This window comes from Methyloglobulus sp. (genome assembly GCF_964779595.1).
In genome coordinates, this window is sequence record NZ_CBAROL010000008.1 from 19,975 (window position 1) to 45,398 (window position 25,424).

The window sequence follows — 25,424 nt, forward strand, 5'->3', positions numbered from 1 at the left end:
CGTGGTGAGCCTGTAGAACCATGAGCGGAATCAATCTGTTCAGGGTTTCCTTAATGCTATTATAATGGCTTTATTTGCAAGGACTTCCAAAAATGAATCCATCAGAATGGTTTACCGAAGAACATTCGGGCGCAGGCTCAGCATTTTCGTTAAAAATCAAACGCAAACTACACGAAGAACAATCGCCATTTCAACGCCATGAAATCTACGAAACTGAAACTTTCGGCAACTTAATGGTGCTGGATGGTTGCACGATGGTGTCAACCCGCGACAATTTTCTCTACCACGAAATGATTAGCCATCCGGCCTTGTTTACCCATCCGAATCCCAAAAAAGTCTGGATTATTGGCGGCGGCGATTGCGGTACGTTGCGTGAAGTCTTAAAACATCCTACAGTCGAGCAAGTTGTACAGATTGATATTGATAAGCGCGTCACCCGCCTCGCCGAAATTTATTTTCCCGAATTGTGTGAATCCAACAACGATCCCAGGGCGGATTTGAAATTCATCGACGGCATCAAGTGGATTAAAGATGCCGCGCCAAATTCAGTGGATCTTATCATCGTCGATAGCACAGATCCAGTAGGCCCTGCGGAAGGCTTGTTTAATGAAGCCTTCTACCGTGGCTGTTTTGCTTGTTTAACCGAAAATGGCTTGTTGGTACAGCAAAGCGAGTCGCCCTTGCTGCATCTGGAACTCATCAAAGCCATGCGCGGTGCCATGCAAGCGGCAGGTTTTTCGGCATTGCAAACCTTGTATTTCCCACAATGTATTTACCCATCCGGCTGGTGGAGCGCTACCATTGCTGGTAAAGCGAGTTTGAATGGCTTTAGGGAGCAGGATTCAGCCAATAAAACATTTGAAACTGAATATTACAATGTGGATATACATAAAGGCGCTTTGGCGCAGCCGGAGTTTGTGAAGAGGGCGATTGATATTTGAACCGAAACTTAGCAACGATGTGAAGCCATGACTAAACCAACAATAACAACAACAATAGGCATCATAGGCGCTGGGGTCGCAGGTATTGGGGCTGCCCGATTATTGGGCCAAGCTGGGTTTGACTGTGAAGTCTTTGAAAAAGGCGATCAAGTGGGTGGTGTATGGACAACGGGATACCATACCTTTGGGCTGCAAACGCCCAAGTCATTGTACGAAGTCCCTGATTACCCGATTCCTGAACAGTATCCGCGTGTACCCAGTGGCGCAGAACTTCAGGCTTATTTTGAAAACTATGCCAAAGACTACAAGGTTTTTGAAAAGATTCGTTTTAATACCGAAATTACCCAGTTGGAACAACTCAAAAACGGAAGTTGGCTAGTCCACTACACCGATCAAAAATCAGGCTTGGTAGAGAAAAAGCCGTTTGATTTTGTGGTTGTGGCAAGCGGCATTTATTTTGATCCTTATATCCCAAAATTTCCTGGGCAAAAAAAATTTACCGGGCAGATACTCCATTCGTCCGAATATCGCACCCCCTCATCAGTCACTGGCCGAAAGGTCGTCGTGGTCGGTTTTGGCAAAAGTGCTTTGGATGTGGCGGGCGACATCGCCAAATTTGCCAAAGAAGTCACCCTGGTTTATCGGAAAGCCCATTGGCCGATACCGATGGATGTCCTAGATATTCTGGATGTTCGAAGGATATATCTAACCCGATTAGCTTGTGCGTTGTTGCCGCTTTATCAACGACCTGGCAAATGGGTCAAAGCGTTGCACAAAGGCTTGCCTTGGTTGGTATCCGGCTTTTGGCGATTGACAGAAAATATCATCAAATTCCAGTATCCGCTCAAGGCATGTGGTGTTTTGCCGGACGAACCCTTTGAAATCGATATTTTTAACCTCGATTTTCTGCCGCGCAAAGAAGTTTACCAATTGATGAAACAAGGTAAAATCAAAACTCAGCGCACCCAAGTAAAAGCCTTCACCAGAACTGGATTGGAACTTGAAAATGGCGATCAAATCGATTGTGATGTCGTTATTTTTGGTACGGGTTACAAATCCAACTATTCATTTCTCCCCGAAACTTTCAAAAAGACTCAGGAAGCCGACGGTGTTTATCTGTACCGGCACATCATCCATCCCGATTTAACCAACATGGCTTTTATTGGCAGGGCGGCAACATTTTCAAATTCGCTGACGTCACACTTGGCATCCGCGTGGTTGGTGCATTTGCTCAAAGGAAAATTCCAATTGCCTGATCGTGAACTTATGTTGGCAGAAATAGAGGCCATCAAACAGTGGAAGCACAGCTTTATGCCAGCGATTTCAAGTCGGGCAACGGTTATAAAGCTGCACATGGTGCACTTCCACGATGAATTGTTAAGAGATATGGCGGTCAACCCATACCGTAAGAAAAATTGGTTTTTCGAGTGGTTCAGTGATTACCGGCCTGCTGATTATAGGGATGTCTTGAGGGAGATTAATAAATCATAACGAACAGCACGGTAGGTTGGGCTGAATGAAATGAAGCCCACCAAAAACGAAACCTTGGGTGTTGGGCTTCGCTACCACCCTGCCCAGCCTACATATTATCTCAACAAAGAGGCAAACGCCCCTTGCTCAAAATGTGTATAATAAAAGCATATCATACACACTTCGAGAACACATATGCGTACCAATATCGTCATAGACAACACCTTAATGCAAGAAGCCTTAAAAGCGACTGGCCTTAAAACTAAAAAAGAAGCGGTTGAATTGGGTTTGAAAACCTTGATAACCCTCAGAAATCAAGCAGCGATAAAAGAACTGAAAGGTAAGCTCCATTGGGAAGGCAACCTGGATGAACGTAGAGCCGATTAATGATTCTGGTCGATAGCAGCGTCTGGATTGATTACTTTAATGGCGTAGATAAGCCGCACACCGCCAAACTGGATTCGCTTTTGGGCGTTGAGCTTATCGCCATCGGCGACATCATTCTCACCGAAATTTTACAAGGTTTCCAAAGCGATAAAGACTACAAAACGGCAAAAGCGGTGTTATTAAAATTGACGGTTTTCGACATGCTAGGACAAAGCAATGCCATTGCCGCAGCGGAAAATTACCGATTCCTAAGAAGAAAAGGCATCACTATCAGGAAGTCAGTGGACTGCATTGTCGCCACATTCTGCATCCAAAACAGCCACCAATTGCTTTTTTGCGACAAGGATTTTCAGCCATTTGTGGAGCATCTGGAACTTGGAGTTGTGGATGCATGACTTATAAGGTATTGTTTATTTTATTTTTATAATTCGAGGTTTTATATGTTTGACACCAAATCTATCGACGACATCGCTAACCGTTTAGCCAATGCCATTCCGCCAAGTTTCAATCACTTTAAAGAAGATGCGGAAAAGAATTTTCATGCCATTTTGCAAAGTGCCTTGGCGCGGCTTGATTTGGTAAGCCGCGAAGAATTCGAGGTTCAAAAAGCCGTGTTGGCAAAAACTCGCCAAAAACTCGAAGCCCTGGAACAGCGGGTTGCTGAAATTGAGCAGCAAGTGTTGAATAAAGCAGATTTATAACATTTGAAGTCAATAAGATAATGGCTAAAGCTAATTATCTCTCGGATTCAGAATCGCAAAATCTCTGCGTAGTTACATTTGATGTCTTTGCTATAGACGTACTGCAAATTCCGACGATTACACTTCGTGGCGGTAACGAACTTGACGAATATAAATCACCATCGCCGTTTGATTTATCGCTTGATAAAATCACGGATGCTTATTTAGAAGCTTACCCTTGGGGAATAAATTATCTTGATGCTCAGTCTTGGCGTCATTATTTACCATATTTAGTTGAGTATGCGTTGAGGCATTTGGATGAAGGAGGTTTCGTTGTAGAGTGTCTTATTTCGTCCTTACGCCCACCTGACCGCGAACCGCCCAGATTGGGTTCGCTTACTTCCAGACAGAAAATTACAATATCCCAGTTATTACATATTTTAGCTTTTGATCCAAGAAGCGCCCATCAAGAATTTGCTTGCCAAGTGCTAGAGGAATGGTGGATTCCCGATGCTCTCTATAGGAAATCTAATTCATGATAGATTGTCATAATGAGTAAGTTGCTTGGGTGGCGTGAAGTACATGCTGGTTTTAATTTTTATTCATACGAACTGACATGACCTTAGCCGTCATCTACAGTCGAGGCCGTTCCGGCATCGAAGCCCCATTAGTTACGGTAGAAGTTCATGTAGCTAACGGGCTTCCGGCCATGAACATAGTCGGGTTACCTGAAACCGCCGTCAAAGAAAGCAAAGACCGCGTTCGTGGTGCCATTTTAAACTCCCGCTTTGAGTTCCCTGCCCAACGTATCACCGTTAACCTCGCGCCAGCAGACTTACCCAAGGAAGGCGGACGTTTTGATCTCGCCATTGCTTTGGGTATTTTGGCAGCATCAGGGCAAATTCCTAACACCAACCTTGACCAGTACGAATGCGTTGGTGAGCTGTCTTTAGGCGGCGAATTACGTCCGATTAACGGCGTTTTGCCCATTGCCATAGAAGCCAGAAAAAACCATAGAAAGTTGATTTTGCCGAAAGAAAACGTGGCGGAAGCGGCGTTGGTAAAAGATATTGAGCTAATCCCTTCGGTGCATCTATTGGAAATATGCGCTCACCTCGCCGGACGGCAGCTTATTCAGTACGAATATTCCGAAATAGTGCAACCAAGCTCAGACCTTGAGATCGACTTTGCTGATGTGCATGGGCAGTATCACGTCAAACGGGCGTTTGAAGTGGCGGCGGCGGGAGCGCATAACCTGCTGATGCTCGGACCTCCTGGTACGGGTAAATCAATGTTAGCCGTAAGATTGCCCACAATTTTGCCACAATTAACGGAACGTCAGGCACAAGAAACCGCCGCGATTGCGTCTATTAGTGACCAAGGACTGAACGTGGCAAACTGGCTCAAACCGCCTTACCGTGCGCCGCACCATACCGCATCCGCCCCTGCATTGGTGGGAGGCGGAAGCAATCCCAAACCCGGTGAAATATCCCTTGCCCACAATGGCACGTTGTTTTTGGATGAGCTACCGGAATTCGACCGAAAAGTGCTGGAAGTACTGCGCGAACCACTGGAAACAGGACATATCACGATTTCCCGAGCCGCACGGCAAGTGGATTTTCCGGCCCGATTTCAATTAATTGCGGCGATGAATCCTTGCCCTTGTGGTTATCTGGGTGATGCTTCTGGTCGATGCCATTGTACGTCCGAGCAGGTCATCCGTTATCGTGCCAGAGTGTCAGGGCCATTGTTAGATCGTATCGACATGCACCTGGACGTGCCAAGAATTTCCCATGAAGTCCTGCGTAAAGGCTCACCGCAAGGTGAGGAAACCAGTGCCAGCATCAGGGCGCGCGTTGTGGCTGCTCGTAATCGGGCGTTAGCACGTAGCGGCAAAGCGAATTCCGCGTTAACGGCAAAAGAAGTCAAACAGCTTTGCTTATTAACCGAACAAGGCCATCAATTATTGGAGCAAGCGATGGAAAAATTTGGTTTGTCGCACCGTGCCTATCACCGTATTTTGAAGCTGGCGCGTACAATTGCCGATCTGGCTGAGTCAGAAAATATTGAAGTAAGCCATCTAAGTGAGGCAATTGGTTACCGAAAGCTGGACAGGCGCAGCTAATTAGCCTGTCCATTACACAATTCGGTTTATTTTATTTTTAACAATTCTTTTCCGTCACTGGAAAAATGGCAAATACCCGTAACAAAGTTATTGCAGTCTTCGGATTGTTCGATCTTCGCCCCTGTGGCACTAAGTTGGATGTCCAATACGCAATAACTAGCTTCACCTTCAGATTGTTTTTTTAGCCTAAACGTGTTTTCCCCTGTCTTTTTGGCCTCATCGGCAATATCAGCTGAACAGGCTTTACTGCCTTTTTCATCTGCGTTGGGTTCAAAGTCCACATCCGAACTAATGGTAACCTCTTCGCCCACTTGGGTTATTTTTAAATGATGGACGTGTTTGCCATCGCGTAGCACATAATGATCGGTGCTTGCCAAGACGCTGCCGGAAATTAATAGGGCGAAGCAAAATAAACTTTTTTTCATGGATCTTTCCTCGTGTTTGGATTTATGAATCATCAGGGTAAATAGCTTATTGTGGTACGATAACTAGCAATATTGAACGCCAGACAAAACCGCCTACAGGCTGTTATTGTAACCTAGAGTTAAGCCCGCACCCAAAACACTAGCGCAAGAAAATCAAGAACAGATCAACTCTTCTCAAATAAGCGGGGCTTTCAACTCAATCAACGAAAGCCAAAAGAATCAATGACCAAATTAAACCCCCAGCAGCAAGCCGCTGTTAAAGTTGTCGAGTCTCCTTTGTTGGTGTTAGCGGGAGCCGGTAGCGGCAAAACGCGGGTCATTACCGAGAAAATTGCTTATTTGGTCAAGCAAGGATTACCTGCCCGTCATATTGCCGCCGTAACTTTTACTAATAAAGCTGCGCGAGAAATGAAAAGCCGCGTTGCCAAGTTGCTCGATAAGCAGCAGGCTCGTGGTTTGCGAGTCTGTACATTTCATGCTCTGGGACTGGAGATTGTCCGTAAAGAACACCATATATTGGGCTACAAGGCTGGGCTGACCTTATACGATGAGGAAGACAAATTAAAGCTGCTGAAAAATCTAATCGCTCATAGCAACAGCGATTGCGAAGGTGACAAGGTGGAGCAATACGCTAGTCAAATCGGGCAATGGAAAAATGCTTTTGTTACCGTAAAGCAAGCTGAGTTGAATTCAATTGCAGACCAATCGGCAATCAGCCAACTTTATGCCGATTACACGCGCAGCTTAAAAGCCTATAATGCGGTCGATTTTGATGATTTGATTTTATTGCCTGTTTTGTTGTTTCAGCAGAATCCAGACATTTTAGAAAAATGGCAGAACACCATTCGCTATTTATTAGTGGATGAATACCAGGATACCAATATTACCCAGTACGAATTAGTCAAGGTGCTTGCCGGAAATCTGGGACGATTTACAGTAGTGGGTGATGACGACCAGTCGATTTACGCTTGGCGCGGCGCTCAACCGGAAAATTTAAGTCAGCTACAAAAAGATTATCCGCGCTTACAAGTGATTAAACTGGAACAGAATTACCGTTCTACTGGGCGAATACTTAAAGTGGCTAATCAGCTGATAGCCAATAACCCCCATACTTACGAAAAAAAGCTGTGGAGTGAGTTAGGTTACGGCGATCCACTGCGGGTGTTAAGCCATAAGGATGAGCTGACCGAAGCGCAGCAAATGGTTGCAGAATTGATTCATCATAAATTCAAGACGGGTGGCAGCTATCAGGATTATGCCATTTTATACCGTGGCAACCATCAGTCTAGGTTGTTTGAACGCGGACTGAGGGAAAACAATATCCCGTATTTTATTAGTGGCAGCACGTCGTTTTTCGCTTATTCCGAAATCAAGGACATGCTTGCTTATTTGCGGTTGCTGGTTAATCCCGATGACGATGCCGCTTTTTTGCGGATTATCAACACACCCAGGCGGGAACTAGGCCCGACGACTTTAGAAAAATTGGGCGCTTATGCCAATCATCGGCAAATCAGCCTGTTTGCCGCCAGTACCGAATTAGGCTTAAGCCAAACCGTGTCCAGTAAATCAATCGCTCGCTTAGAAAAATTTCACGATTGGATTATCGCTACCGCCGAACGCGTTGAGCGGGATGACACGTTTGCCGTCATCGAAAAAATGATTATCGAAATCGGCTATGAGCAATGGTTAAGGGAAAACAGCAAAACCAGCGAGTCGGCAGAGCGCAAAATGAGCAATGTGGCTGAATTAATCAACTGGCTTAAGCGCATTGCGGATAAAGACAGCAAGGAACAAAAGCCGTTAGCTGAAATTATCGCCAATATCATGTTGATGGATATTCTGGAACGCAATCAGGAAGAGGAAAGCGGCGATCAAGTGAGTTTGATGACCTTACATTCAGCTAAAGGCTTGGAATTCCAGCATGTATTTCTGGTAGGGATGGAAGAAAACATCCTGCCTCACCAAAACACAATTGAATCAGACGACGTTAACGGCACGAACGGCATAGAAGAAGAGCGTCGGCTGGCTTATGTAGGTATCACCCGCGCTCAACGCAGCTTAACATTTAGCTACTGCACTCACCGCAAGAAATATGGCGACATAATGGAATGCCAGCCCAGCCGTTTTCTGGGCGAATTGCCCGAAGATGACCTGGAATGGGTCAACAAAAAACAGCTGTCCTCGGAAGTAATAAAAGAGCGCGGCAAAGCCAATCTCGCCAACCTCAAAACAATGTTATCGTAATTACTGACCCAATCCGGTAAAATGTCCGGCTACATCCCATATCACCACGCGCCCGTAGCTCAGCTGGATAGAGCGCAGCCCTCCGGAGGCTGAGGTCAGAGGTTCGAATCCTCTCGGGCGCGCCACTTACTGCTTTCCGTGCTTCCACAAAGTCCAATAAGGTCTTTAAAAGTAAGCAAGCTGGCCTAATACACCTAAAGGCAGCAAATATTCTTCCCGCAATATTTCACCTGGATAGATTGGGCGCAAGCTATTTATTATCATTTCTCCTCGCGGTAATCCTCAGCATCAAAACCATTATTTTAATATTGTTAAATCAGCTAAAAGTTTTTTCTGTGTTTGTATTCTATTATCAAACCAGTCGTTACTCCAGATACGAACAATCCGCCAGCCTTTATTTTCTAGGATTTTTTGCCGCCATACATCATTTAATCTAGCCGTCCAGCTACTATGATATAGCCTACCATCACACTCTATTCCACACAGATATAGACTGTCGGTAGCATTTTTTTTGACACCTAAGTCAATGCGAAAGCCGCTTTCCCCAATTTGAAAATCCACGTGGAAACCGTTGTCTAGTAAAAAATCAGCAACATCTTCTTCAAACTGGGAGTCTGCTTCTCCGTGAATTGCCGATTTTTGAAACTTAGGATTTAAGCTTTGCAAAATTAGGTTAGATGCTTTGGCATCACCCGAACTAACGGCTCTTGCATAACACATGTATTTCCAAAACCAAAAATTTTCACTGTCATCGCGCTGTTTATCATTTGAAATGGCATCAATATTGAGCGATGAATAAATAATCATTCCTGATTTGGCGCGTGTAATAGCGACATTTAAGCGTTTTCTGCCTTTTTCTTTTTTTGTAATGGCACCAAAGTTTTTTCTTACGCCGTCGTAAGCCGTTGAAAAAATAATAATATCTCTTTCATCGCCTTGTACATGTTCAACGCTTCGCACAAAAAAGCCAATATCTTCGCCATCTTTTATCTTGTTCCGTTCGCGCTCTAAACGACTAGCAAATTCAAGATTAACTTGAGTTTCCTCAAATAACAAATCATCAATAATATCCTTTTGCTTTACGTTAAGAGTAATGACTCCCAAGGATAAAGAATCTTGTTGCTTCCATATATGCTTAATCCGCTTGATAACTGCCAATGCTTCCGCTTTATTTGTACCCGCTAAGGCTTGCCCATTCTCAACCCTATTTAATTCAATGGGGGATTTAATAATATCGGGCAATTTCTTATTGCCGGTTGCAGCAATTAATTTGCCGTCATAAAACGCATGGTTAGAAAAATCGATTAATTCTTTGAATTCAGATCGATAATGCACAAGCAACATAGCGCGGTTAGGATTGCCTGTTTGAACGGAATATTCAGCTGCTTCCAAAAAGCAATACTCGCCGTCAGCGGGTATGAGACGGTTGTTGTCAACTATAGGCTCATCACTTTCCTCGTCGTCTTGGCCATCATCGGCATTTGCATCATCACTCAATGACATAAAAAAATCGGAAGGCGGCATTTGCATCCTATCACCTGAAATAAAAACGCCCTTAGCACGATATAATAGTGGTAAAACATCAGCCATAAATATCTGCGAAGCTTCATCAATAACCACTAAATCATAAAGGTTGGCCTTTAAATCTAAAATCGAACTAACCGTCTCAGGGTTCGTCATCAATACCGGATAAATTTGATGTAGCTCTTCAAAACCCGACGTGTATAGTTTCCGCAGCGATGTTTTTGGAGCTGTCTTTGATTTCCTAAGCCGCAAAAACAGCTTATTATCCAGTACATTTTTTGCGCTAACCCTATTGTTGTACTGCGCTAAAATATGCTCAATATCCTCGTTACGCTTTTTCTCAACAACATTGGCAAGCTTGATTTTATGCTGTTCAACAGAAACGGTTGAAAAAGTCTTTTGGGAAGTTAGCTCATCTAGCCACGCTTGTAAGCAAAAGCATTCAATGATTTCAATCCAGTGCTGAATAATATCGGGGGAATTTTTTTGTAATAATTCAAATATAGGGAATTTTTTTAATTTCTCTTTTATGTGTACCACTTGTTCAATATAACCACAATATTTCTGCAATTCCTGATAATGTTGTATTGCTTCGCCGGCACGTACAGAAGCTAAAACGCTATCTATATAGCGTCCATCCAGCCAATTTTTTAATTTTTGGGTATCAAGAGAGAGTTGTGTAAATTGTTTGTGGTTTTGCCGATATTCGCCTTGTAAAAAGCTCGGATAATAAGCTTCTGCCAAACCATGTTCAACTAACCAAACAAGGCTAGACTTATAAAAATAAGTGCTTTTATCCTCTAACGCTTGAGCAAGTGAATCCAAGCGCTTAAGTAAGATGTTAACCTCGCCAACGTTAGTAGGTGGATTTTGCAAGAATTTCCAAGGATTATCTTGGTAATTACAGTTTTGATAAGTACCTACAAAAGAACTGGTTTCTTTGATGAGTTCATCAAGAATATTTCGATTAGCTGGCAATAAGTCAATTTTTACACAGTGTCGATAGCAACTTTGCAAGTGCTCGTAAACATTAATGCCGTTTTTGTTTATCCGGTGTAATCTCGCTTTTATATTCCCGTAAGTTGATCGTTGTCCTTTTTTATTGTCGGTAAAAAAATGATTCGATTTATCCAAAAATTCTTCGCAAGATTTTATGCTATCGCTAGTTGCCCTTCGTTGTATGTCAACCTGGGAAAAACCTCTTACCGCTAAAGAGTTTCCTTCGATTTCGCGGATTGATTTAATAATCCGCATCCTGTCTTTTTGCACATCTTCAATTAGCTGAAATGATTCGCCCAATCCGATAGCCGTTAAGCGTTTTTGTAAAACTTCCAATGCTGCTTTTTTTTGGCATACTACTAAAACTTTCTTTTGGTTAGCCAAGGCATCTGCAATCAAATTAACAATAACTTGGGATTTACCTGTGCCGGGCGGTCCTTGTAACACCATTAAGTCAAATTTTCGGGCATTCCAAAGTGCGGACTCTTGACTATGGTCTGAGTCTGTCACCAACCATTTATCATTTTCAGAGGGTGTAGGTGCAGGTATTTCCGATTTTAGCTTACGGGGGGTTAAAAAATAATCCAAGACTTTGCTATTATTTGAGTTTCCGCTAAATAGTTTTTCCAATTCGTCTAAATCAGCTAACAAGGCTTGCCCTTTAATCGGCATATAACCAATCACTGCACTTGATAGAACCTTGGCTTCCGTTAGCTTCTCTAGCGCGTCTTTATTAGGAAGAGGATTAATTTGGCTAGAGTCAAATTCACTGACACATTTTGGCAAAGCAGATAATGCGGCTTTGGTTTCGGATGTTATATTTTGCCAACATAATTCCTCGGCATTTTCCCACTTCAAATGAAGCCCTTTCTCATGGGCTAACCCTACTTGCAAGATGCGGTTTAATTGCGGTTCTATAACAATGTCGTCTTCATCCCTAACTCGATCAAAAATAATTGAGCGTGCAGTTAGTTTGCAGGATACCGCCCATAAGAATAACGGAGCTAAATAATATTTACTTGAATCTAATGGAATGACAACAAAGGGATAACCTAAATATAAACCGAGTTGCCCCGTGCTGTGAAAAAAATCATCGGCTTCGTTCTTAATTTTGGTGCATTTCGCCAGATTCTTTTTATGGGCATTGATTACTTCAATTTTTTTAGGTGTTGATGCCAATAGGTTCTTTAGAACATCTAGGGATGAGGTTGTGTTAAATTCAAAACCCATAGGCACAAGATCGTTTGATGAGTTTGATGGTAATTCAAATTCTGCCCTTGCTTTTACTAGCTCCGTCAAATCTTCACGATAAGCACTTTGTGTACGTTTAAGCAGTGGGTTGCGAGTAAGCAAACGCTTGATAAAGTGCTGTCGATGATCGTGTAAAATTTTGATGGCACTCATGATTATCTCAATAGGATAAAAGCCAAGACAGATAAAGCTGCTAACTGAAAAACGGCAAGCACTACCAGCCAGATAGAAAATTTCTTTTGTATTTTCAAAAAAATATCTTGTTTCTCTTCAATCAAATCAAACCGCCCTCCTTGAAATTTTTTGTTTTCGTGGGCATTTTGCAAAATTCTTTCGGCAAGGGCTTGAAGTTCTTTGGCTTGTTCCGATTTTGTGGTATTTGATTGATTTGTAAGAGTATCCCTTAGTTCGGATATGTTCTGCTCGATGTGGCGGCTAGAGTTTTGTTGGTTTTCGTGGGCATTTTGCAGGATTTTTTCGGCAAGGGCTTGAAGCTCTTTGGCTTGTTCCGATTTTGCGGAATTTAAGAGACTTTCAGAATCTTTGCTTTTTTCTAATAACATCCATAATAAGGCTGGAAAAAAATCGTGTTCCGTTGCCTGTCCTTGTTCTAGGTTTTTAACAGAGGGGAGTAGTTTTTCTTCAAGTTGTCGCAAGATTTTTTCTTTTTCCATGTGAAAGCCTATAAAATTGGTTGCCATAAAAGACAATTATTACAAACACTTAGGTGTAAGGTTATTGATGTTACGATAAAGTGGATTACAAAAAAATTTTAATTAGCCTGACACTTGGGCTTTAAGGCATATTAATAAGTTATTAGCACTTAGTATACTGTGATACAGCTAACCACATCAACCGCGAGGCACGGGAGTGCTGCAAAGGACATTGAGTTATAAGAAATTATACGCATTTACGGGATGAAGTTTTATGAACCCAAGCTACCAACATATTATTACCATTGAACCCAGCAAACGGGGTGGAAAGCCTTGCATCAGGGGCTTGCGTATCACTGTCGATGATATTCTTGATTATTTTGCGGCGGGCATGACCGAGCAAGAGATATTGGAGGACTTCGACTATTTGACCCACGAAGACATTCTGGCTTGCTTTGCTTTCGCAGCCGATAGGGAACGGCATACCCGTGAAATCAGCGGATGAAATTATTGTTTGATGAAAACCTTTCGCCTAAGCTTGTTCAAGCGTTAATTGATATTTTTCCCGATTCGGTGCATGTTGACAGTATAGGTTTTGGCGGCAGTTCTGACGAAGACGTTTGGGACTACGCAAAAGCCATCGGGTTTTCTTTGGTAAGCAAGGATGCCGACTTTTACGATAAAAGCATGTTGTACGGACACCCGCCTAAAGGGATATGGATCAAACGCCGAAATTGCGCCAATCGGCAAATTCAATTGCTTTTGCGTAACAAACTGGAAGCAATCAGTTCATTTATCCAGGACGATCAAGTATCGTTTATCGCTATCACATAACAATATTTAAAGATCAGCCCTTAACAAATAGGCTTTTTTGTCCAAAAACGAGGGCAGCCCCATTTTAAATGGGGTAACTTTGGGGGTATTATTACACTAAACAGGCTGTAAACATTGATTTTACTTTAGTAGTGAGTCCTCTCGAAGTCATTTTCTTCAAGTAGAAAGATCGATAACAAGACAAACTGAGTTTTACTCTGCCTGCTAATCGCTCTCCTAAGCAAAATTACTTTATCTTTTGCGCCTGAATGGTAAATACGTCTACTAGGCGAAATTTTGGTAATGCGTTCATAGCAAAACTGGTTACGGGTGTGTCTATACCAATGACGTAGCCAGTCAAGGTATCTTCCGTGAGTTTAAAACGGATCATGTGTCGATAGGATTCGGAACGTGCGCCGCCGCCTGCTTCATTAGTATGACCATGAAAAGCCAGTGATACAGCCAAATACCAGCCAAACCAGATACAGCTAAATATTGCACCTAACACAAATGCTGCCAGTAATCGCCAGCAATTGACAGCTATTGGATCGCCTAGGTGTGCTAACCATAACACGCAGATACCAATAATGACCCAAGCGGCAAAAAGCAGTGTACCGATTTTTTTCTGATCGGATAGAGAGAAATCTTTAATCAAAAATTCCTTAGTAAATAATTGTCCTGCCAAATAGGTGACGATTAAAGTAATGCTCGTAATGACTAGAATTGTTGTCCAGTCGCTGTATAACATCAAACAAACCGGCACACAGACTTGTAATAGTGCATGCCAGACACCGATGATAGCGAATTTGATTTTGCCTGATGGTGGTAGCAAATGTGCGCCTGCAAATGCGGCAAGTGCAACTAAACCGACTGTTGCAAATAGCCAAACAACAACCATTACTAAGTCGAAGGTCATTATTGAAGCCGAATAAGCACCGTAGCGAAGAAAGCCGAAAACGGCGTAAATGATGCCTAGAACATTGAAAACCCATAAGGGTACGGAAGCCCATGGTGGCTCACGGTTAAACCGAGCATAGCCGATTAAAATATTACTGTAACGACGGCTTAAACCGAATAAAACCATTGCGGCGACAAAGAACAAATCGATTAATGCGCCCGCTAAAAAAGAGTTGGGGAGTTCATCACGAGACCATTGGTTTAAAAAAAGCAAGGGTAAAAACCCAGCTAAAATCGGCAAAATATAAAGGCTAATTGTTCTGATCCACTCAGGATTGTAAGTGAGAGGGTCAGTTTTTTTGGTGCTGACTATTTTTTCAAAGTGGTCTGGTGTCTTCCAAAACCAATAACCCAACAATGCGCTGAACAATATTATGTATATTAAATCAAGGAAATAGGTGTTCGAGCAGCAGCTTTTGCCGAGAGTGATTGCGGTATCATCCAGAGCGACCTTAATGGTTGATAAAAAGTGCTGGCTTGAGTCGGTTGGCCTAAGATTATCGGGGAGCAGTTTAAATAACGACCAAGTACTTTGGGGTACAGTGACGGCAAAATAACTCAGATACGCAATGAATGCGCCTGCTAGCCAAATATAACCGCCTTGCCAAATGCTGACTGGATTAAGAATGGATTGGGTAATTAATCGGTGAGAATCCTTTCGAGACGGATAGATGGCTTGTTTTTGTACCTCATCAACATCCGTGTGGCTAGGGTGTAAAAAAGCACCACCACCACCAGCTACCACCGACGCATAATTTGTCGGCTTGCTATCATTTAGTGAATTGCCCCAATATCGTTCATAGTGGTGAATATCGCCAGAAATATCGAGTCGGCATTTGTTCTTAGGCAACGCGCCAGCTTTATCTTTTAAGAAACTGGCTTCTAAGCCAAGACGCGCAAAGGTTTTTGCAATAGCACCATCTGGTTCAGCCCAGCGACCAAAAACGGTACTGGGTTCTGGCGTGGTGACAATTAACTTACTCGGCACACGTTCACCCAAGGTTTCCAGCACATTATTTTGATTTTTTATGTCGAACAAATCGCCTTTTCTTACTAGCTCAGGGTCAAAAATGGACACAAAAAAAGCCTGTTGTCGCTTATCCAATTTGCCTTCTTGAGAATCAAGCCCCCAGAGCCACCAGTCAAAAGGCAATTGTAAGGCGACATAACTTGCTGTTTGCTTCCGCTCAAATCCTAACAAGCCAAGTTGCGGGTCTTTCGGGTCATTAAGTAAGGGATTGTGGGTGTCATCAGTAATTGGCTTACAGAACTGACGGTTAAAGCCATGTAAAGCATCATAATAATCGTGATTGGCAGGAACGCCGTATATAGGACGCTGATCGACAGCCTTGTTGGTACGGATAATATCCAAGGCAGCGCAATTGAAAGGGGTTTGGAAACGTTCTTTCAGAGAAGCAGTATCGGCAATATGGTAAGCTGCATCACCACCGACAAATAGAAATTCGCCGCGCGGCAAGTGCTGAGTACACGTAGAATCTTGGGCTAACGCAACGCTGTCTGCACCTAAGTTACTGTTTTTGTCTATCCAAAGCTCGCTCATACACAGATACGCGATGTTGTAGACGGCACTCATGCCATCTCCGGTATCTGCTATGTAATCAAACCAATAAGGATCTGTTGCATTGTTGTTGCTTCGTGGCGGTGTAATGGTAGCAGTATTCATCCAATCCTTAGGATCTTGCTTGTTGCCCATGAAGGTATAGGCGGCAATCCATTTCAAACCAGCGAGGAGTTCTCGCCCCATTAACCAGCTAACCGGGCGTTTAAAATTTTTTCTATTGCAGCCGTTGTCGTTGTTGTTATTATCGTTCATTGGACTGATCTCCTAGTTAGTGCTAATCAATAATGGCGCATACCTACAATTAATCTGTGTTCATTATCGCAAGAGAAATAGTTAATAAAAGTGAATATTTCACAAAGGTATTACATTTTTTTCGTTCTTACACTTCAACATGTATATATTGCCAAGGCTGCTCTGCGTCTTGCATCGTGGAGGCGATACTATTCGCGCTCTTAGTATTCTTCGTGGTGAAAACTTCCGCAAAAACGACCGTGCAGAGTGCAGCTAACGTATAATAACCCCATTTGATCCCGTTGTTGTAATGTCCACTCAAGAACGTCTAAAGCAACTGACACAGCAATTATCGCTATGCCTAAACCAAGATAGGCACGCCAACAAACGGCAGTTAGACCGGCTAAGTAGTGAAATCCAAAAAGGTAACAATCCTGTTGACCAGCTTGCAGCAATAGCTGGACGGATTGAACGCTCGGTGGCGACAAGAAACAGGCGGCTTACTAGCGTTCCTGCGCTTAATTTTCCAGATTTACCCGTCACGGGCAAGAAAGACGAGATTGCTGAACTGATAAAAAACCATCAAGTGGTTATTGTTTGTGGTGAGACGGGGTCAGGAAAAACTACCCAGTTGCCTAAGATTTGCTTATCTATCGGTCGTGGAACGGCGGGATTTATCGGTCATACCCAACCTCGACGTATCGCCGCCAGGACGGTAGCCGACCGGATTGCCGAAGAACTGGGCGAACCGTTGGGGAAGTCGGTAGGTTATAAAATCCGTTTTAATGACAAAACCCACGCCGATTCTTTAATCAAGCTGATGACCGACGGCATTCTGCTAGCAGAATCGCAAAATGATCCGTATCTAAACCAGTACGACACCATCATCATCGACGAAGCCCATGAGCGCAGCCTGAATATAGATTTTCTGCTGGGTTACATGAAATGGCTGCTGCCTAAACGGCCTGATTTAAAGCTGATAATTACCTCAGCAACGATTGATACCCAGCGGTTTTCCACGCATTTCGACAACGCGCCGATTATTGAAGTGTCTGGGCGGACTTATCCGGTGGACATGCGTTATCGGCCTATCGAGCAAAAGGACGAGGACGATGAAACCAGCGATGATTTACAAAATGCCATACTCGATGCCGTTGATGAACTGTACAGGGATTTACGTGGCGATATATTGATTTTTCTCAGCGGCGAGCGGGAAATCCGGGAAACGACCGACTCCCTCAAAAAACATCGCCCAACCTTATATGATATTTTGCCCTTATATTCCAAGTTAAGCGTCAGCGAGCAGGAGCGGGTGTTCAACCCCAAAGGTGGAAAAATCCGCATCGTCTTAGCCACGAACGTGGCAGAAACCTCGCTTACTGTTCCTGGTATCCGCTGCGTCATCGACACCGGTCACGCACGTATCAGCCGCTACAGCCATCGCAGTAAAATCCAGCGTTTGCCGATTGAACGAATATCTCAATCAAGCGCAAATCAAAGGGCAGGGCGGTGTGGTAGGGTTGCTGAAGGTATTTGTATCCGCTTGTATTCGCATGATAATTATCTGGCGAGACCGGAATTTACCGAGCCGGAAATCATGCGTACGAATTTATCTGCCGTCATTTTGCAGATGATTTCGTTAAATCTTGGCGATATAGAAGACTTTCCGTTTTTAGAGCCGCCAGAAGACAAGATGATTCGGGACGGCAAAACGGTTCTACATGAAGTCAATGCCTTGGATAAGGCGGGTAAACTCACCGAAATAGGCAAGCAGTTAGCCAAATTACCGACTGATCCCAAACTGGCGCGTATGCTACTCGCGGCTGCACACGAGCATTGTCTGACCGAAGTTGCGATTATCGTGTCGGTGTTAAGCGTGCAAGATCCGCGAGAGAAACCCGCCGATAAAATGCAGCAAGCCGATGCCAAACATGCCGTGTTTCGTCATCCTGAGTCTGATTTTTTAACGGTGTTAAATATTTGGAATACCTTTGAAGAACAGAAAAAACACCTGTCTAACAGCAAGTTACGTAAATATTGCAGCGATAACTTTCTGTCTTACATCAGGATGCGGGAGTGGTTCGACATTCATAGCCAGATTATGCAGGTCATTAAAGGCGATTTAAAACTGCACCCGAATACCGACGACGCAAGTTATGAAAAAATTCATCGCGCTTTGCTGACGGGATTGCTGTCCAATATCGGTTTTCGTCATGACCAGTATGAATATCTGGGCGCAAGAGGACTTAAATTTTTCATATTCCCAGGTTCTGGTCTGCATAAAATTAAACCGAAATGGATTATGGCGGCAGAACAAGTCGAAACCAGCAAGGTTTATGCGCGTAATGTCGCCCGAATTGAACCGGAATGGATAGAAGCCTGTGCCGGACATTTGGTGAAACATAATTATTTTGATCCGCATTGGGAAAAGAAAGCCGGACGTTGCGGCGTGTACCAGCGCACTCTGCTATATGGTTTGACCTTGCAAGCCGCCCGTAAAGTGCCTTACGAAAATGTGGATGCCAAATCTGCGCGGGAAATGTTCATCCAATCGGCCTTAGTCAGCCATGATTACCATAGCAATGCACCGTTTTTTGTAGCTAACCAAAAGTTATTGGAAGAAGTTGGTTATATCCAGCATAAAGGCCGACGTGTTGATTTGGTGGAAGACGAGTTATGGCTGTATTCCTTTTACGACCAGAAACTGCCGCCAGAAGTTGTCAACGGCATCACCCTAGATAAATGGCGTAAAACGGCAGAGCGGGAAAAACCGCGCATCCTGTTTTTGACGAAAGAAGATTTAACCCGTCAGCAGGATAATTACGTTAACGAATGGGACTACCCAGACAACAAGAAAATCGGCAATCTGACCATTAAATTACAGTACCGTTTTGAACCTGGGCATGATGAAGATGGCGTTACAGCAGTTATTCCCGTACATCAATTAAATCAACTAACGCAGTCGGCATTCGATTGGTTGGTGCCAGGTTTGCTGGAAGAAAAATGTATCGCGCTCGTCAAATCTTTGCCCAAACAGATCAGAAAACATTTCGTGCCAGTGCCGGAAACCGTTAAACGCTGCCTTGAAATCGAACCGGATTTTAAAGGCACTGTGCAAGAATGGCTGGGCAATCGTTTACGTAAGTTGACTGGGGAAGCCATTCCATTGAATGTATGGGAGTTAGAGGCTTTGCCAGACCATTTGCGGATGAATTTTCGGGTCATCGACGAGCAAGGCCAGATGTTGGATTATGGGCGCAACTTAAAGAAGCTACAGGAAAAATATACCGTAAAAGCAGTACAAAGTTTTGACCAGATTGCTGCCGACGAACTGAATTACACGGGTTGTATCCAATGGGCGTTTGAGGATTTGCCGGAAACGTATGCCTTTATTCAAGGTGGGCAGACTTTTGTCGGCTTTCCTGCCATTGTCGATGAAGGGAATGCGGTTGGTGTACGCATTTTTGACACGGATGCAAAAGCCGCAGCAACTCATCAGGAAGGATTAGTTCGTTTATTGCAATTGCAACTTCGTAAAGATTGTACTTACCTCCTGAAAACACTGCCACAATCGGCGGCTGCCGAATTGGCATATAATAGATTGGCGGCACATCCCATTATAAAATCCCATCAAGACATTCAAGCTAATGGGCAAACCTCTTTCAAAGACGATTTGCTGTATTCGATCCTCAATAGCGTGTTTCTTGATGGCAAAACCATCAGGACACAGGAAGCCTTTGAACAAACTTTGCGGGAACACAAGCCCCAATTAATAATGGCCGCCAACGACGTGGGCAAAACGGTGTTCGACATTATGGCGTTGTTTGGCGAGATAAAAATGATGCTTGGTCGCTTGAACAGCCAAGATGCACGGTTAAAAGACATCACCGAACAACTGGCTATGATGGTCTACGTGGGCTTTATCCGTAATACGCCTACCCAACAGATTAAGGCGATTCCACGTTATTTAAAGGCTATCAAGTACCGTCTCGATAAGCCCGACAATGAAGGGCAAAAAATCCAGGAAATTAGCCGTTATTCAACCAGATACTGGAAAGATGTCGAGAAAAAATCAAAAAAGGATCGCTTAATTCCAGAGCAAGACCCATTTCGTTGGATGTTGGAAGAGTTCAGGGTGTCGCTGTTTGCCCAGCAACTGAAAACAGCGTACCCGATTTCTGCTAAAAGGTTGGAAAAGGCTTGGGACGAGCGAAAATAAGACCCAAAATTTGGATTTATCCAATTTTGTAATCGAAAGACTACATGAAATAGAGCGATTCAAAATTATTTGTACACAGAAAGAATCAATGAGTTAGAGTCATTTATTAAAGCAGTGCTTTTTAAACACTTGCCTTATTTCAACATATTGATATTAAACAATAAATTGTAATTGTCTTGTTTATGGACAATTTAAGTTAAGGTCAGTAAAAACAACTTATAAGCCAGTGAAAAAACAACTTACCCACAAAGTTATCCACAGCTTTTGTGTATAACTGTGACGCAGTTCACAAATTTTTTTAAATCAGTCTGTTACAGAAGTGATGAGGTCAAAAGCAAAACAAAATTGATGATTTAATCACCAAGCAATTGCGATTTGATAAGAAATTATTAGGCTTGTGATTGTGTTCGTAATTCGACAAGACCCTACTGGGTTTGTTTAAGGACTGCGCCGAGATTCCTAAAATATACCGAGCCAATAACCCTGTATAATTTCCCCAAGAAATATCTTAAAAGCATGCGTTATGCTACGCACCAATAGACAAATTAAAAGCTTTTCAATACCACTGACTCGACAACACTAACACTATGATAATAAATCAAGAGCTTATTGGTTATGCGGCTGGCGTGTTGACGACGGCTTCGTTTTTGCCACAAGCCCTTATGACCATCAAAACCAAGGACACGTCATCGCTCTCGCTTGGCATGTACAGCTTGTTCACCCTGGGCGTTTTATGCTGGTTAATCTATGGTATTCAATTGGCAAATTATGCAATCATTTTTCCGAATGCAATAACCTTGGTTTTGGCGGCCTGTATACTTTCCTATAAGATTTATCACAGCTTTAGTAAAAAGCCCTAAGCTATCACACTGCTATCAAGTTAAACCTCTAAAGCTGTTGCGTAAGTACGCCAGTTAACAAATCCAAATCTGATACGGAGATAATTGCTTCATGACCAACAAAGTGACCTTAACCCAGTTCATCATCGAGCAACAGCGGGAATTTCCCGGCACTTCGGGATCGTTTACCGCATTACTGAATGACATCGCCACCGCCTGCAAAAAAATCTCCCACATCGTCAACCGAGGTGAATTGATTGGGGTGCTAGGTAGTGCTGAATCTGAGAATATCCAGGGTGAAGTCCAAAAAAAGCTCGACATCATCACCAATGACATCATGGTTAATGCCTTGAACTGGACGGGACATTTGGCCGGCATGGCATCGGAGGAAATCGACGATATTATCAAAATCCCCAACCATTACCCCAAAGGAAAATATCTGGTGCTGTTTGATCCCTTGGATGGCTCATCCAATATTGATGTCAATCTGGCGGTCGGCACCATCTTCTCCATCTTGCGCTGCCGTGAAGGCATTGATGCCGACTTACAGGATTTCCTCCGCAAAGGCGCTGAACAAGTGTGCGCGGGTTTTGTACTCTATGGTCCATCGACTATGATGGTACTGACGACCGGACTTGGCGTTAACGCATTTACCCTAGATCAAGACATCGGGGAATTTATCCTAACCCACAGGAACATGAGGATACCCGAAGAGACCGCTGAATTTGCCGTTAACATGACCAACCAGCGCTTTTGGGAGCCACCCGTTCAACGTTATATAGATGAATGTTTGCAAGGCACGGAAGGTTCGCTGGGGAAAAACTACAATATGCGCTGGATTGCTTCCTTGGTTGCAGAGGTTTACCGAATTCTAACGCGTGGCGGCATATTTATGTATCCCTTGGATTGCCGTAACCCGGCAAAACCCGCTAAGTTACGGCTGATGTATGAAGCCAATCCGATGGCGTTTATTATCGAACAAGCGGGTGGTGCCTGTTCTACCGGACGCGAACGCATACTGGATATTAAACCTACCGACATCCACCAGCGCGTGCCGCTTATTTTGGGGTCGAAGCATGAGGTTGAGAAGGTTGTTGCGTATCATTTGGAAGGCTAGAATGTATTTTATTAAATAATAATATTTATACATCAGTAAGTTATAAGCTTTGTGAGCAACGGCAATGGGTCTCAAAGAAAATTATGGGCAATTAATTGCTACGAGGCAGTGCTAAATTGTAGTTCTAGCATCAAGCCCTCGCACACACCCAAACATCAACTCGGCTTGCCCCAGCCTTCTTTAATTCAGTCGCCAGCGCATTCGCGGTAGAACCTGTGGTCATGACATCATCAATAATCGCAATATGTTGCGCTTGAATCGAGTTTTGCACCGAAAACGCACGGCGCAAATTCTGACGGCGTTTTTTGGCGGACAAGCCTGTTTGATGCGGTGTATCTTTATGCCGTCCACAACTGGCATAATCAACGGGAATTCCTAAAGATTTCGATACCGTTCGGGCAATTTCCAAGGCTTGGTTAAAGCCCCGTTCGTGATAACGGGCTTTGTGCAAAGGCACGGGAATGATGCAATCGGGTTTTTCTGCCGCTTTGCCTACATGGTCAGCCAACAAATTGCCGAGCAAACGGGCGTTTTTAAACTGTGCGCCAAATTTTAGTCCGGTAATCAAATGCCGGATTTCGTCTTGATGGATGAAGGGTGCGTGGGTTTCATCAAACGATGGTGTTTCGCTTAAGCAACGTCCGCAAAGGGTTGGGGCAACAATGGGTGAAGCAAATATTTCTGCACAGCGATAGCAGCACACATTATTTCGTGGCAGGCGGACATGGCAGGTTTCGCAGATGTCCAGTGAGTTAAACCCTGGGTTTCCGCACAAAATACAGGTGGGCGGGAGCAGAGCTTCCTGTATAATGTCGAGCCAATTGTAAACTTTTTCCATAGCACATGGTTGACAAGTCAAGTCGTTGCTTTTTACCCTCAGAACCTTATTGTAGTTGGAGATTAACCGAATGTCTGCAAACCCTGAACGTATTCGTCATAACTGGCACATAGATGAAGTCTTGGCGCTGTTTGCCATGCCGTTCAACGACCTTATCTATCAAGCGCAAACCGTCCATCGTCAGAATTTTGATCCCAACGAAGTCCAGGTCAGCAGCTTGTTGAGCATCAAGACCGGCGCGTGTTCGGAAGATTGCGGTTATTGTCCGCAAAGTGCGCGTTTTGATACCGGATTAAAATCAGAACCGTTGATGTGCGTTGAAGACGTGCTTGCCGCCGCCGAGCAAGCCAAAGCCCAGGGTGCATCACGCTTTTGCATGGGCGCGGCCTGGCGCGAACCAAAAGATAAGGATGTCGAAAAGGTCGTCGAGATGGTGCAAGGCGTGAAGGCGTTAGGTTTGGAAACCTGCGTGACATTGGGGATGCTCACCAATGAACAAACCGCCAAGTTGAAAGAAGGCGGTCTGGATTACTACAACCATAACCTCGACACCTCGGAAGAATACTACTCCGAAATCATCACCACCCGCACTTACCAAGACCGCTTGGACACGCTGGCACGGGTCAGGGGTGCTGGGATTAATGTCTGTTGCGGCGGCATCGTCGGCATGGGCGAAAGCGACAAAGACCGCGCTAACCTTCTGATCGAACTAGCCAATATGCCCAAGCATCCAGAAAGCGTTCCCGTCAATATGCTTGTCCAAGTGGAAGGTACGCCGCTTATGGGAACGGAAGAACTTGATCCGTTTATGTTCATCCGAACACTAGCTGTTGCAAGGATTATGATGCCAAAATCCCGTGTACGCCTGTCTGCTGGCCGCAACAATATGAGCGATGAGATGCAGGCTTTATGTTTTCTGGCTGGGGCTAATTCAATTTTTTATGGGGAGAAATTGCTGACGACCGATAACCCGCTGGCTAATCAAGATAAGGTTTTGTTTGAGCGGTTGGGGGTGAATGCAAGATAAATTATTTTTGAATTGAATATTACATTTTCGCGCAAAGTTCTCTTTTTATGAAATCGCGGTCTCGGTTAATGTTGGAAAAATCTATCGCTGCAATGCTTTCAGCGATAGAAATATACAACAAACCTGACTTTAAATATCGTGAAGAAACTTTTTCTGTTCTCTGTATAAATTCTTGGGAGTTATTGTTAAAGGCAAAAGTGTTGAACTTAGCCAGTAACAAACTGGCTTCCTTATATGCAATGGAGAATAAAACCCTTAAAGATGGGAAAAAGTCATCAATAAAGCGGCCTAAAAAAAACAGGTCTGGTAATCCTATGTCTGTTGGGTTATTCGAAGCGTACAGAATTATTGCCGAAGACTACGGGGTTAAAATAGATAAAGTTGTGAATGATAACTTAGTTGCTCTTACGGAAATAAGAGATAACTCTATTCACTTTGTAAATGAAGATTTTCTTTTGGCACTAAAAATACAGGAGCTTGGGAGCGCTTCCCTTCAGAATTATCTTCATCTGGTGTCTGCTTGGTTTGGAGATGTATTATCTGGGTACAATTTTTATTTAATGCCCCTTTCGTTCTTCAGAAACTTTGCTGATGCACCTGGTGTTTCCCTTAATTCTAGCGAAAAAAAAGTCTTGGAGTATATAAGAAAGTCTGAAGAACTCTATGATGATAGCGAGAATGTCGGGGACTATAACTTAACCTTAAGAATTGACGTAAAGTTTCAGAAAGTGAAAAGCACGTCTGGTATCCCTGTTCAAATTACTAATGATCCTCATGCTACAGCGGTTTTTCTATCGGAAGAGGATTTCACAGATAAGTATCCTTGGGATTACGATGTCTTAAGCACCCGTTTAACAAAGCGTTACTCCGATTTCAAGAAAAATGAAAAATATCACAAAATAAGGAAGCAACTAGAAAAAGATAATAATTTTGGATATCAGAGGCTGCTAAACCCTAAAAACCCAAGGGGTGGAAAGAAAACGTTTTACAATCCAAATATACAAAAAGAATTTGATAAACATTATACGAAATCGAGTGCGTAGTATCGTAGCGTTTTACGCACCAACTTTAAAGGTGCATAAAATGCCCCCTACAATTTTAT

20 protein-coding genes and 1 tRNA gene are annotated in these 25,424 nt (G+C 43.5%); 16 read left to right on the forward strand and 5 right to left on the reverse strand.

All coding sequences use genetic code 11. The features are described from left to right. The first annotated feature begins 92 nt into the window (after window positions 1-92). The 7 genes from speE (at window position 93) to AC1YY3_RS04850 (ending at window position 5,603) form a co-directional block, all read left to right on the forward strand. Complete coding sequence (gene speE, locus AC1YY3_RS04820; protein ID WP_481823557.1) at window positions 93-941, forward strand: polyamine aminopropyltransferase; 849 nt, start codon at window positions 93-95, stop codon at window positions 939-941. A 27-nt stretch (window positions 942-968) separates the two neighbouring features. Then, on the forward strand, window positions 969-2,432 hold the full coding sequence (locus AC1YY3_RS04825; RefSeq protein WP_481823556.1) for a flavin-containing monooxygenase: 1,464 nt from the start codon (window positions 969-971) through the stop codon (window positions 2,430-2,432). 174 nt (window positions 2,433-2,606) lie between these two features. Next, on the forward strand, window positions 2,607-2,798 hold the full coding sequence (locus tag AC1YY3_RS04830) for a type II toxin-antitoxin system VapB family antitoxin (RefSeq protein WP_481823555.1): 192 nt from the start codon (window positions 2,607-2,609) through the stop codon (window positions 2,796-2,798). Next, the gene (gene vapC / locus AC1YY3_RS04835) at window positions 2,798-3,193 is read left to right on the forward strand and encodes a type II toxin-antitoxin system VapC family toxin (RefSeq protein WP_481823554.1); all 396 of its coding nucleotides are present in this window, start codon (window positions 2,798-2,800) and stop codon (window positions 3,191-3,193) included. The genes AC1YY3_RS04830 and vapC overlap by 1 nt, the downstream gene beginning before the upstream one ends. 45 nt (window positions 3,194-3,238) lie before the next feature. Continuing rightward, on the forward strand, window positions 3,239-3,499 hold the full coding sequence (ubiK, locus tag AC1YY3_RS04840) for a ubiquinone biosynthesis accessory factor UbiK (RefSeq protein ID WP_481823553.1): 261 nt from the start codon (window positions 3,239-3,241) through the stop codon (window positions 3,497-3,499). Between the two features lie 20 nt (window positions 3,500-3,519). Next, window positions 3,520-4,017, forward strand: coding sequence for a DUF6714 family protein (locus AC1YY3_RS04845; RefSeq protein ID WP_481823552.1), 498 nt, complete (start codon window positions 3,520-3,522; stop codon window positions 4,015-4,017). Window positions 4,018-4,094: 77 nt separating this feature from the next. Beyond that, window positions 4,095-5,603 carry a YifB family Mg chelatase-like AAA ATPase gene (locus tag AC1YY3_RS04850; RefSeq protein ID WP_481823551.1) on the forward strand — a complete coding sequence of 503 codons (1,509 nt, stop codon included), beginning with the start codon at window positions 4,095-4,097 and terminating at the stop codon, window positions 5,601-5,603. Between the two features lie 26 nt (window positions 5,604-5,629). Here AC1YY3_RS04850 and AC1YY3_RS04855 read toward each other — a convergent pair whose 3' ends face one another. Further along, the gene (locus tag AC1YY3_RS04855) at window positions 5,630-6,028 is read right to left on the reverse strand and encodes a hypothetical protein (protein ID WP_481823550.1); all 399 of its coding nucleotides are present in this window, start codon (window positions 6,026-6,028) and stop codon (window positions 5,630-5,632) included. A gap of 222 nt (window positions 6,029-6,250) precedes the next feature. On the opposite strand from AC1YY3_RS04855, the gene rep reads away from it, so the two are divergent. Then, window positions 6,251-8,272 (forward strand): DNA helicase Rep, encoded by a 2,022-nt coding sequence (rep, locus tag AC1YY3_RS04860; RefSeq protein WP_481823549.1) that lies wholly within the window; start codon window positions 6,251-6,253, stop codon window positions 8,270-8,272. Between the two features lie 48 nt (window positions 8,273-8,320). Next, window positions 8,321-8,397: transfer RNA gene (locus tag AC1YY3_RS04865), tRNA-Arg, on the forward strand. Window positions 8,398-8,569: 172 nt separating this feature from the next. Here the strand turns inward: AC1YY3_RS04865 and AC1YY3_RS04870 are convergent. Then, entirely contained in the window at window positions 8,570-12,199 is a 3,630-nt protein-coding gene (locus AC1YY3_RS04870) for an AAA domain-containing protein (RefSeq protein WP_482194344.1), read from the reverse strand. Between the two features lie 2 nt (window positions 12,200-12,201). After that, window positions 12,202-12,720, reverse strand: a complete 519-nt coding sequence (locus AC1YY3_RS04875; RefSeq protein WP_482194345.1) for a hypothetical protein — start codon at window positions 12,718-12,720, stop codon at window positions 12,202-12,204. A 253-nt stretch (window positions 12,721-12,973) separates the two neighbouring features. Between AC1YY3_RS04875 and AC1YY3_RS04880 the strand changes: the two genes are divergently transcribed. Both AC1YY3_RS04880 and AC1YY3_RS04885 read left to right on the forward strand, forming a co-directional pair. Continuing rightward, window positions 12,974-13,204: a DUF433 domain-containing protein gene (locus tag AC1YY3_RS04880; protein WP_481823546.1), complete on the forward strand. Its 231-nt coding sequence runs from the start codon at window positions 12,974-12,976 to the stop codon at window positions 13,202-13,204. Beyond that, entirely contained in the window at window positions 13,201-13,533 is a 333-nt protein-coding gene (locus AC1YY3_RS04885) for a DUF5615 family PIN-like protein (RefSeq protein WP_481823545.1), read from the forward strand. Before AC1YY3_RS04880 ends, AC1YY3_RS04885 begins: the two co-directional genes overlap by 4 nt. 226 nt (window positions 13,534-13,759) lie before the next feature. Here AC1YY3_RS04885 and AC1YY3_RS04890 read toward each other — a convergent pair whose 3' ends face one another. Then, window positions 13,760-16,303, reverse strand: coding sequence for a hypothetical protein (locus AC1YY3_RS04890; protein WP_481823544.1), 2,544 nt, complete (start codon window positions 16,301-16,303; stop codon window positions 13,760-13,762). A gap of 289 nt (window positions 16,304-16,592) precedes the next feature. Here AC1YY3_RS04890 and hrpA point away from each other — a divergent pair, with 289 nt between their 5' ends. The 3 genes from hrpA (at window position 16,593) to AC1YY3_RS04905 (ending at window position 22,457) form a co-directional block, all read left to right on the forward strand. Beyond that, complete coding sequence (gene hrpA, locus AC1YY3_RS04895; protein WP_481823543.1) at window positions 16,593-20,501, forward strand: ATP-dependent RNA helicase HrpA; 3,909 nt, start codon at window positions 16,593-16,595, stop codon at window positions 20,499-20,501. Window positions 20,502-21,088: 587 nt separating this feature from the next. Next, on the forward strand, window positions 21,089-21,361 hold the full coding sequence (locus tag AC1YY3_RS04900) for a SemiSWEET transporter (protein WP_481823542.1): 273 nt from the start codon (window positions 21,089-21,091) through the stop codon (window positions 21,359-21,361). A 91-nt stretch (window positions 21,362-21,452) separates the two neighbouring features. Beyond that, window positions 21,453-22,457 (forward strand): class 1 fructose-bisphosphatase, encoded by a 1,005-nt coding sequence (locus tag AC1YY3_RS04905; RefSeq protein ID WP_481823541.1) that lies wholly within the window; start codon window positions 21,453-21,455, stop codon window positions 22,455-22,457. Window positions 22,458-22,587: 130 nt separating this feature from the next. Here the strand turns inward: AC1YY3_RS04905 and AC1YY3_RS04910 are convergent, their stop codons facing one another. Continuing rightward, on the reverse strand, window positions 22,588-23,295 hold the full coding sequence (locus tag AC1YY3_RS04910) for a ComF family protein (protein WP_481823540.1): 708 nt from the start codon (window positions 23,293-23,295) through the stop codon (window positions 22,588-22,590). Window positions 23,296-23,365: 70 nt separating this feature from the next. On the opposite strand from AC1YY3_RS04910, the gene bioB reads away from it, so the two are divergent. Further along, window positions 23,366-24,322 (forward strand): biotin synthase BioB, encoded by a 957-nt coding sequence (gene bioB / locus AC1YY3_RS04915; protein WP_481823539.1) that lies wholly within the window; start codon window positions 23,366-23,368, stop codon window positions 24,320-24,322. Between the two features lie 71 nt (window positions 24,323-24,393). Further along, window positions 24,394-25,365: a DUF3644 domain-containing protein gene (locus AC1YY3_RS04920; RefSeq protein WP_482194346.1), complete on the forward strand. Its 972-nt coding sequence runs from the start codon at window positions 24,394-24,396 to the stop codon at window positions 25,363-25,365. The last annotated feature ends 59 nt before the right edge of the window (window positions 25,366-25,424 follow it).

Excerpts from the sequence above, each read along its gene's own strand:
- speE (WP_481823557.1), top strand. The coding sequence starts at position 93 with ATGAATCCATCAGAATGGTTTACCGAAGAACATTCGGGCGCAGGCTCA.
- AC1YY3_RS04825 (WP_481823556.1), top strand. The coding sequence starts at position 969 with ATGACTAAACCAACAATAACAACAACAATAGGCATCATAGGCGCTGGG.
- AC1YY3_RS04830 (WP_481823555.1), top strand. The coding sequence starts at position 2,607 with ATGCGTACCAATATCGTCATAGACAACACCTTAATGCAAGAAGCCTTA.
- vapC (WP_481823554.1), top strand. The coding sequence starts at position 2,798 with ATGATTCTGGTCGATAGCAGCGTCTGGATTGATTACTTTAATGGCGTA.
- ubiK (WP_481823553.1), top strand. The coding sequence starts at position 3,239 with ATGTTTGACACCAAATCTATCGACGACATCGCTAACCGTTTAGCCAAT.
- AC1YY3_RS04845 (WP_481823552.1), top strand. The coding sequence starts at position 3,520 with ATGGCTAAAGCTAATTATCTCTCGGATTCAGAATCGCAAAATCTCTGC.
- AC1YY3_RS04850 (WP_481823551.1), top strand. The coding sequence starts at position 4,095 with ATGACCTTAGCCGTCATCTACAGTCGAGGCCGTTCCGGCATCGAAGCC.
- AC1YY3_RS04855 (WP_481823550.1), bottom strand. The coding sequence starts at position 6,028 with ATGAAAAAAAGTTTATTTTGCTTCGCCCTATTAATTTCCGGCAGCGTC.
- rep (WP_481823549.1), top strand. The coding sequence starts at position 6,251 with ATGACCAAATTAAACCCCCAGCAGCAAGCCGCTGTTAAAGTTGTCGAG.
- AC1YY3_RS04870 (WP_482194344.1), bottom strand. The coding sequence starts at position 12,199 with ATGAGTGCCATCAAAATTTTACACGATCATCGACAGCACTTTATCAAG.
- AC1YY3_RS04875 (WP_482194345.1), bottom strand. The coding sequence starts at position 12,720 with ATGGAAAAAGAAAAAATCTTGCGACAACTTGAAGAAAAACTACTCCCC.
- AC1YY3_RS04880 (WP_481823546.1), top strand. The coding sequence starts at position 12,974 with ATGAACCCAAGCTACCAACATATTATTACCATTGAACCCAGCAAACGG.
- AC1YY3_RS04885 (WP_481823545.1), top strand. The coding sequence starts at position 13,201 with ATGAAATTATTGTTTGATGAAAACCTTTCGCCTAAGCTTGTTCAAGCG.
- AC1YY3_RS04890 (WP_481823544.1), bottom strand. The coding sequence starts at position 16,303 with ATGAACGATAATAACAACAACGACAACGGCTGCAATAGAAAAAATTTT.
- hrpA (WP_481823543.1), top strand. The coding sequence starts at position 16,593 with ATGTCCACTCAAGAACGTCTAAAGCAACTGACACAGCAATTATCGCTA.
- AC1YY3_RS04900 (WP_481823542.1), top strand. The coding sequence starts at position 21,089 with ATGATAATAAATCAAGAGCTTATTGGTTATGCGGCTGGCGTGTTGACG.
- AC1YY3_RS04905 (WP_481823541.1), top strand. The coding sequence starts at position 21,453 with ATGACCAACAAAGTGACCTTAACCCAGTTCATCATCGAGCAACAGCGG.
- AC1YY3_RS04910 (WP_481823540.1), bottom strand. The coding sequence starts at position 23,295 with ATGGAAAAAGTTTACAATTGGCTCGACATTATACAGGAAGCTCTGCTC.
- bioB (WP_481823539.1), top strand. The coding sequence starts at position 23,366 with ATGTCTGCAAACCCTGAACGTATTCGTCATAACTGGCACATAGATGAA.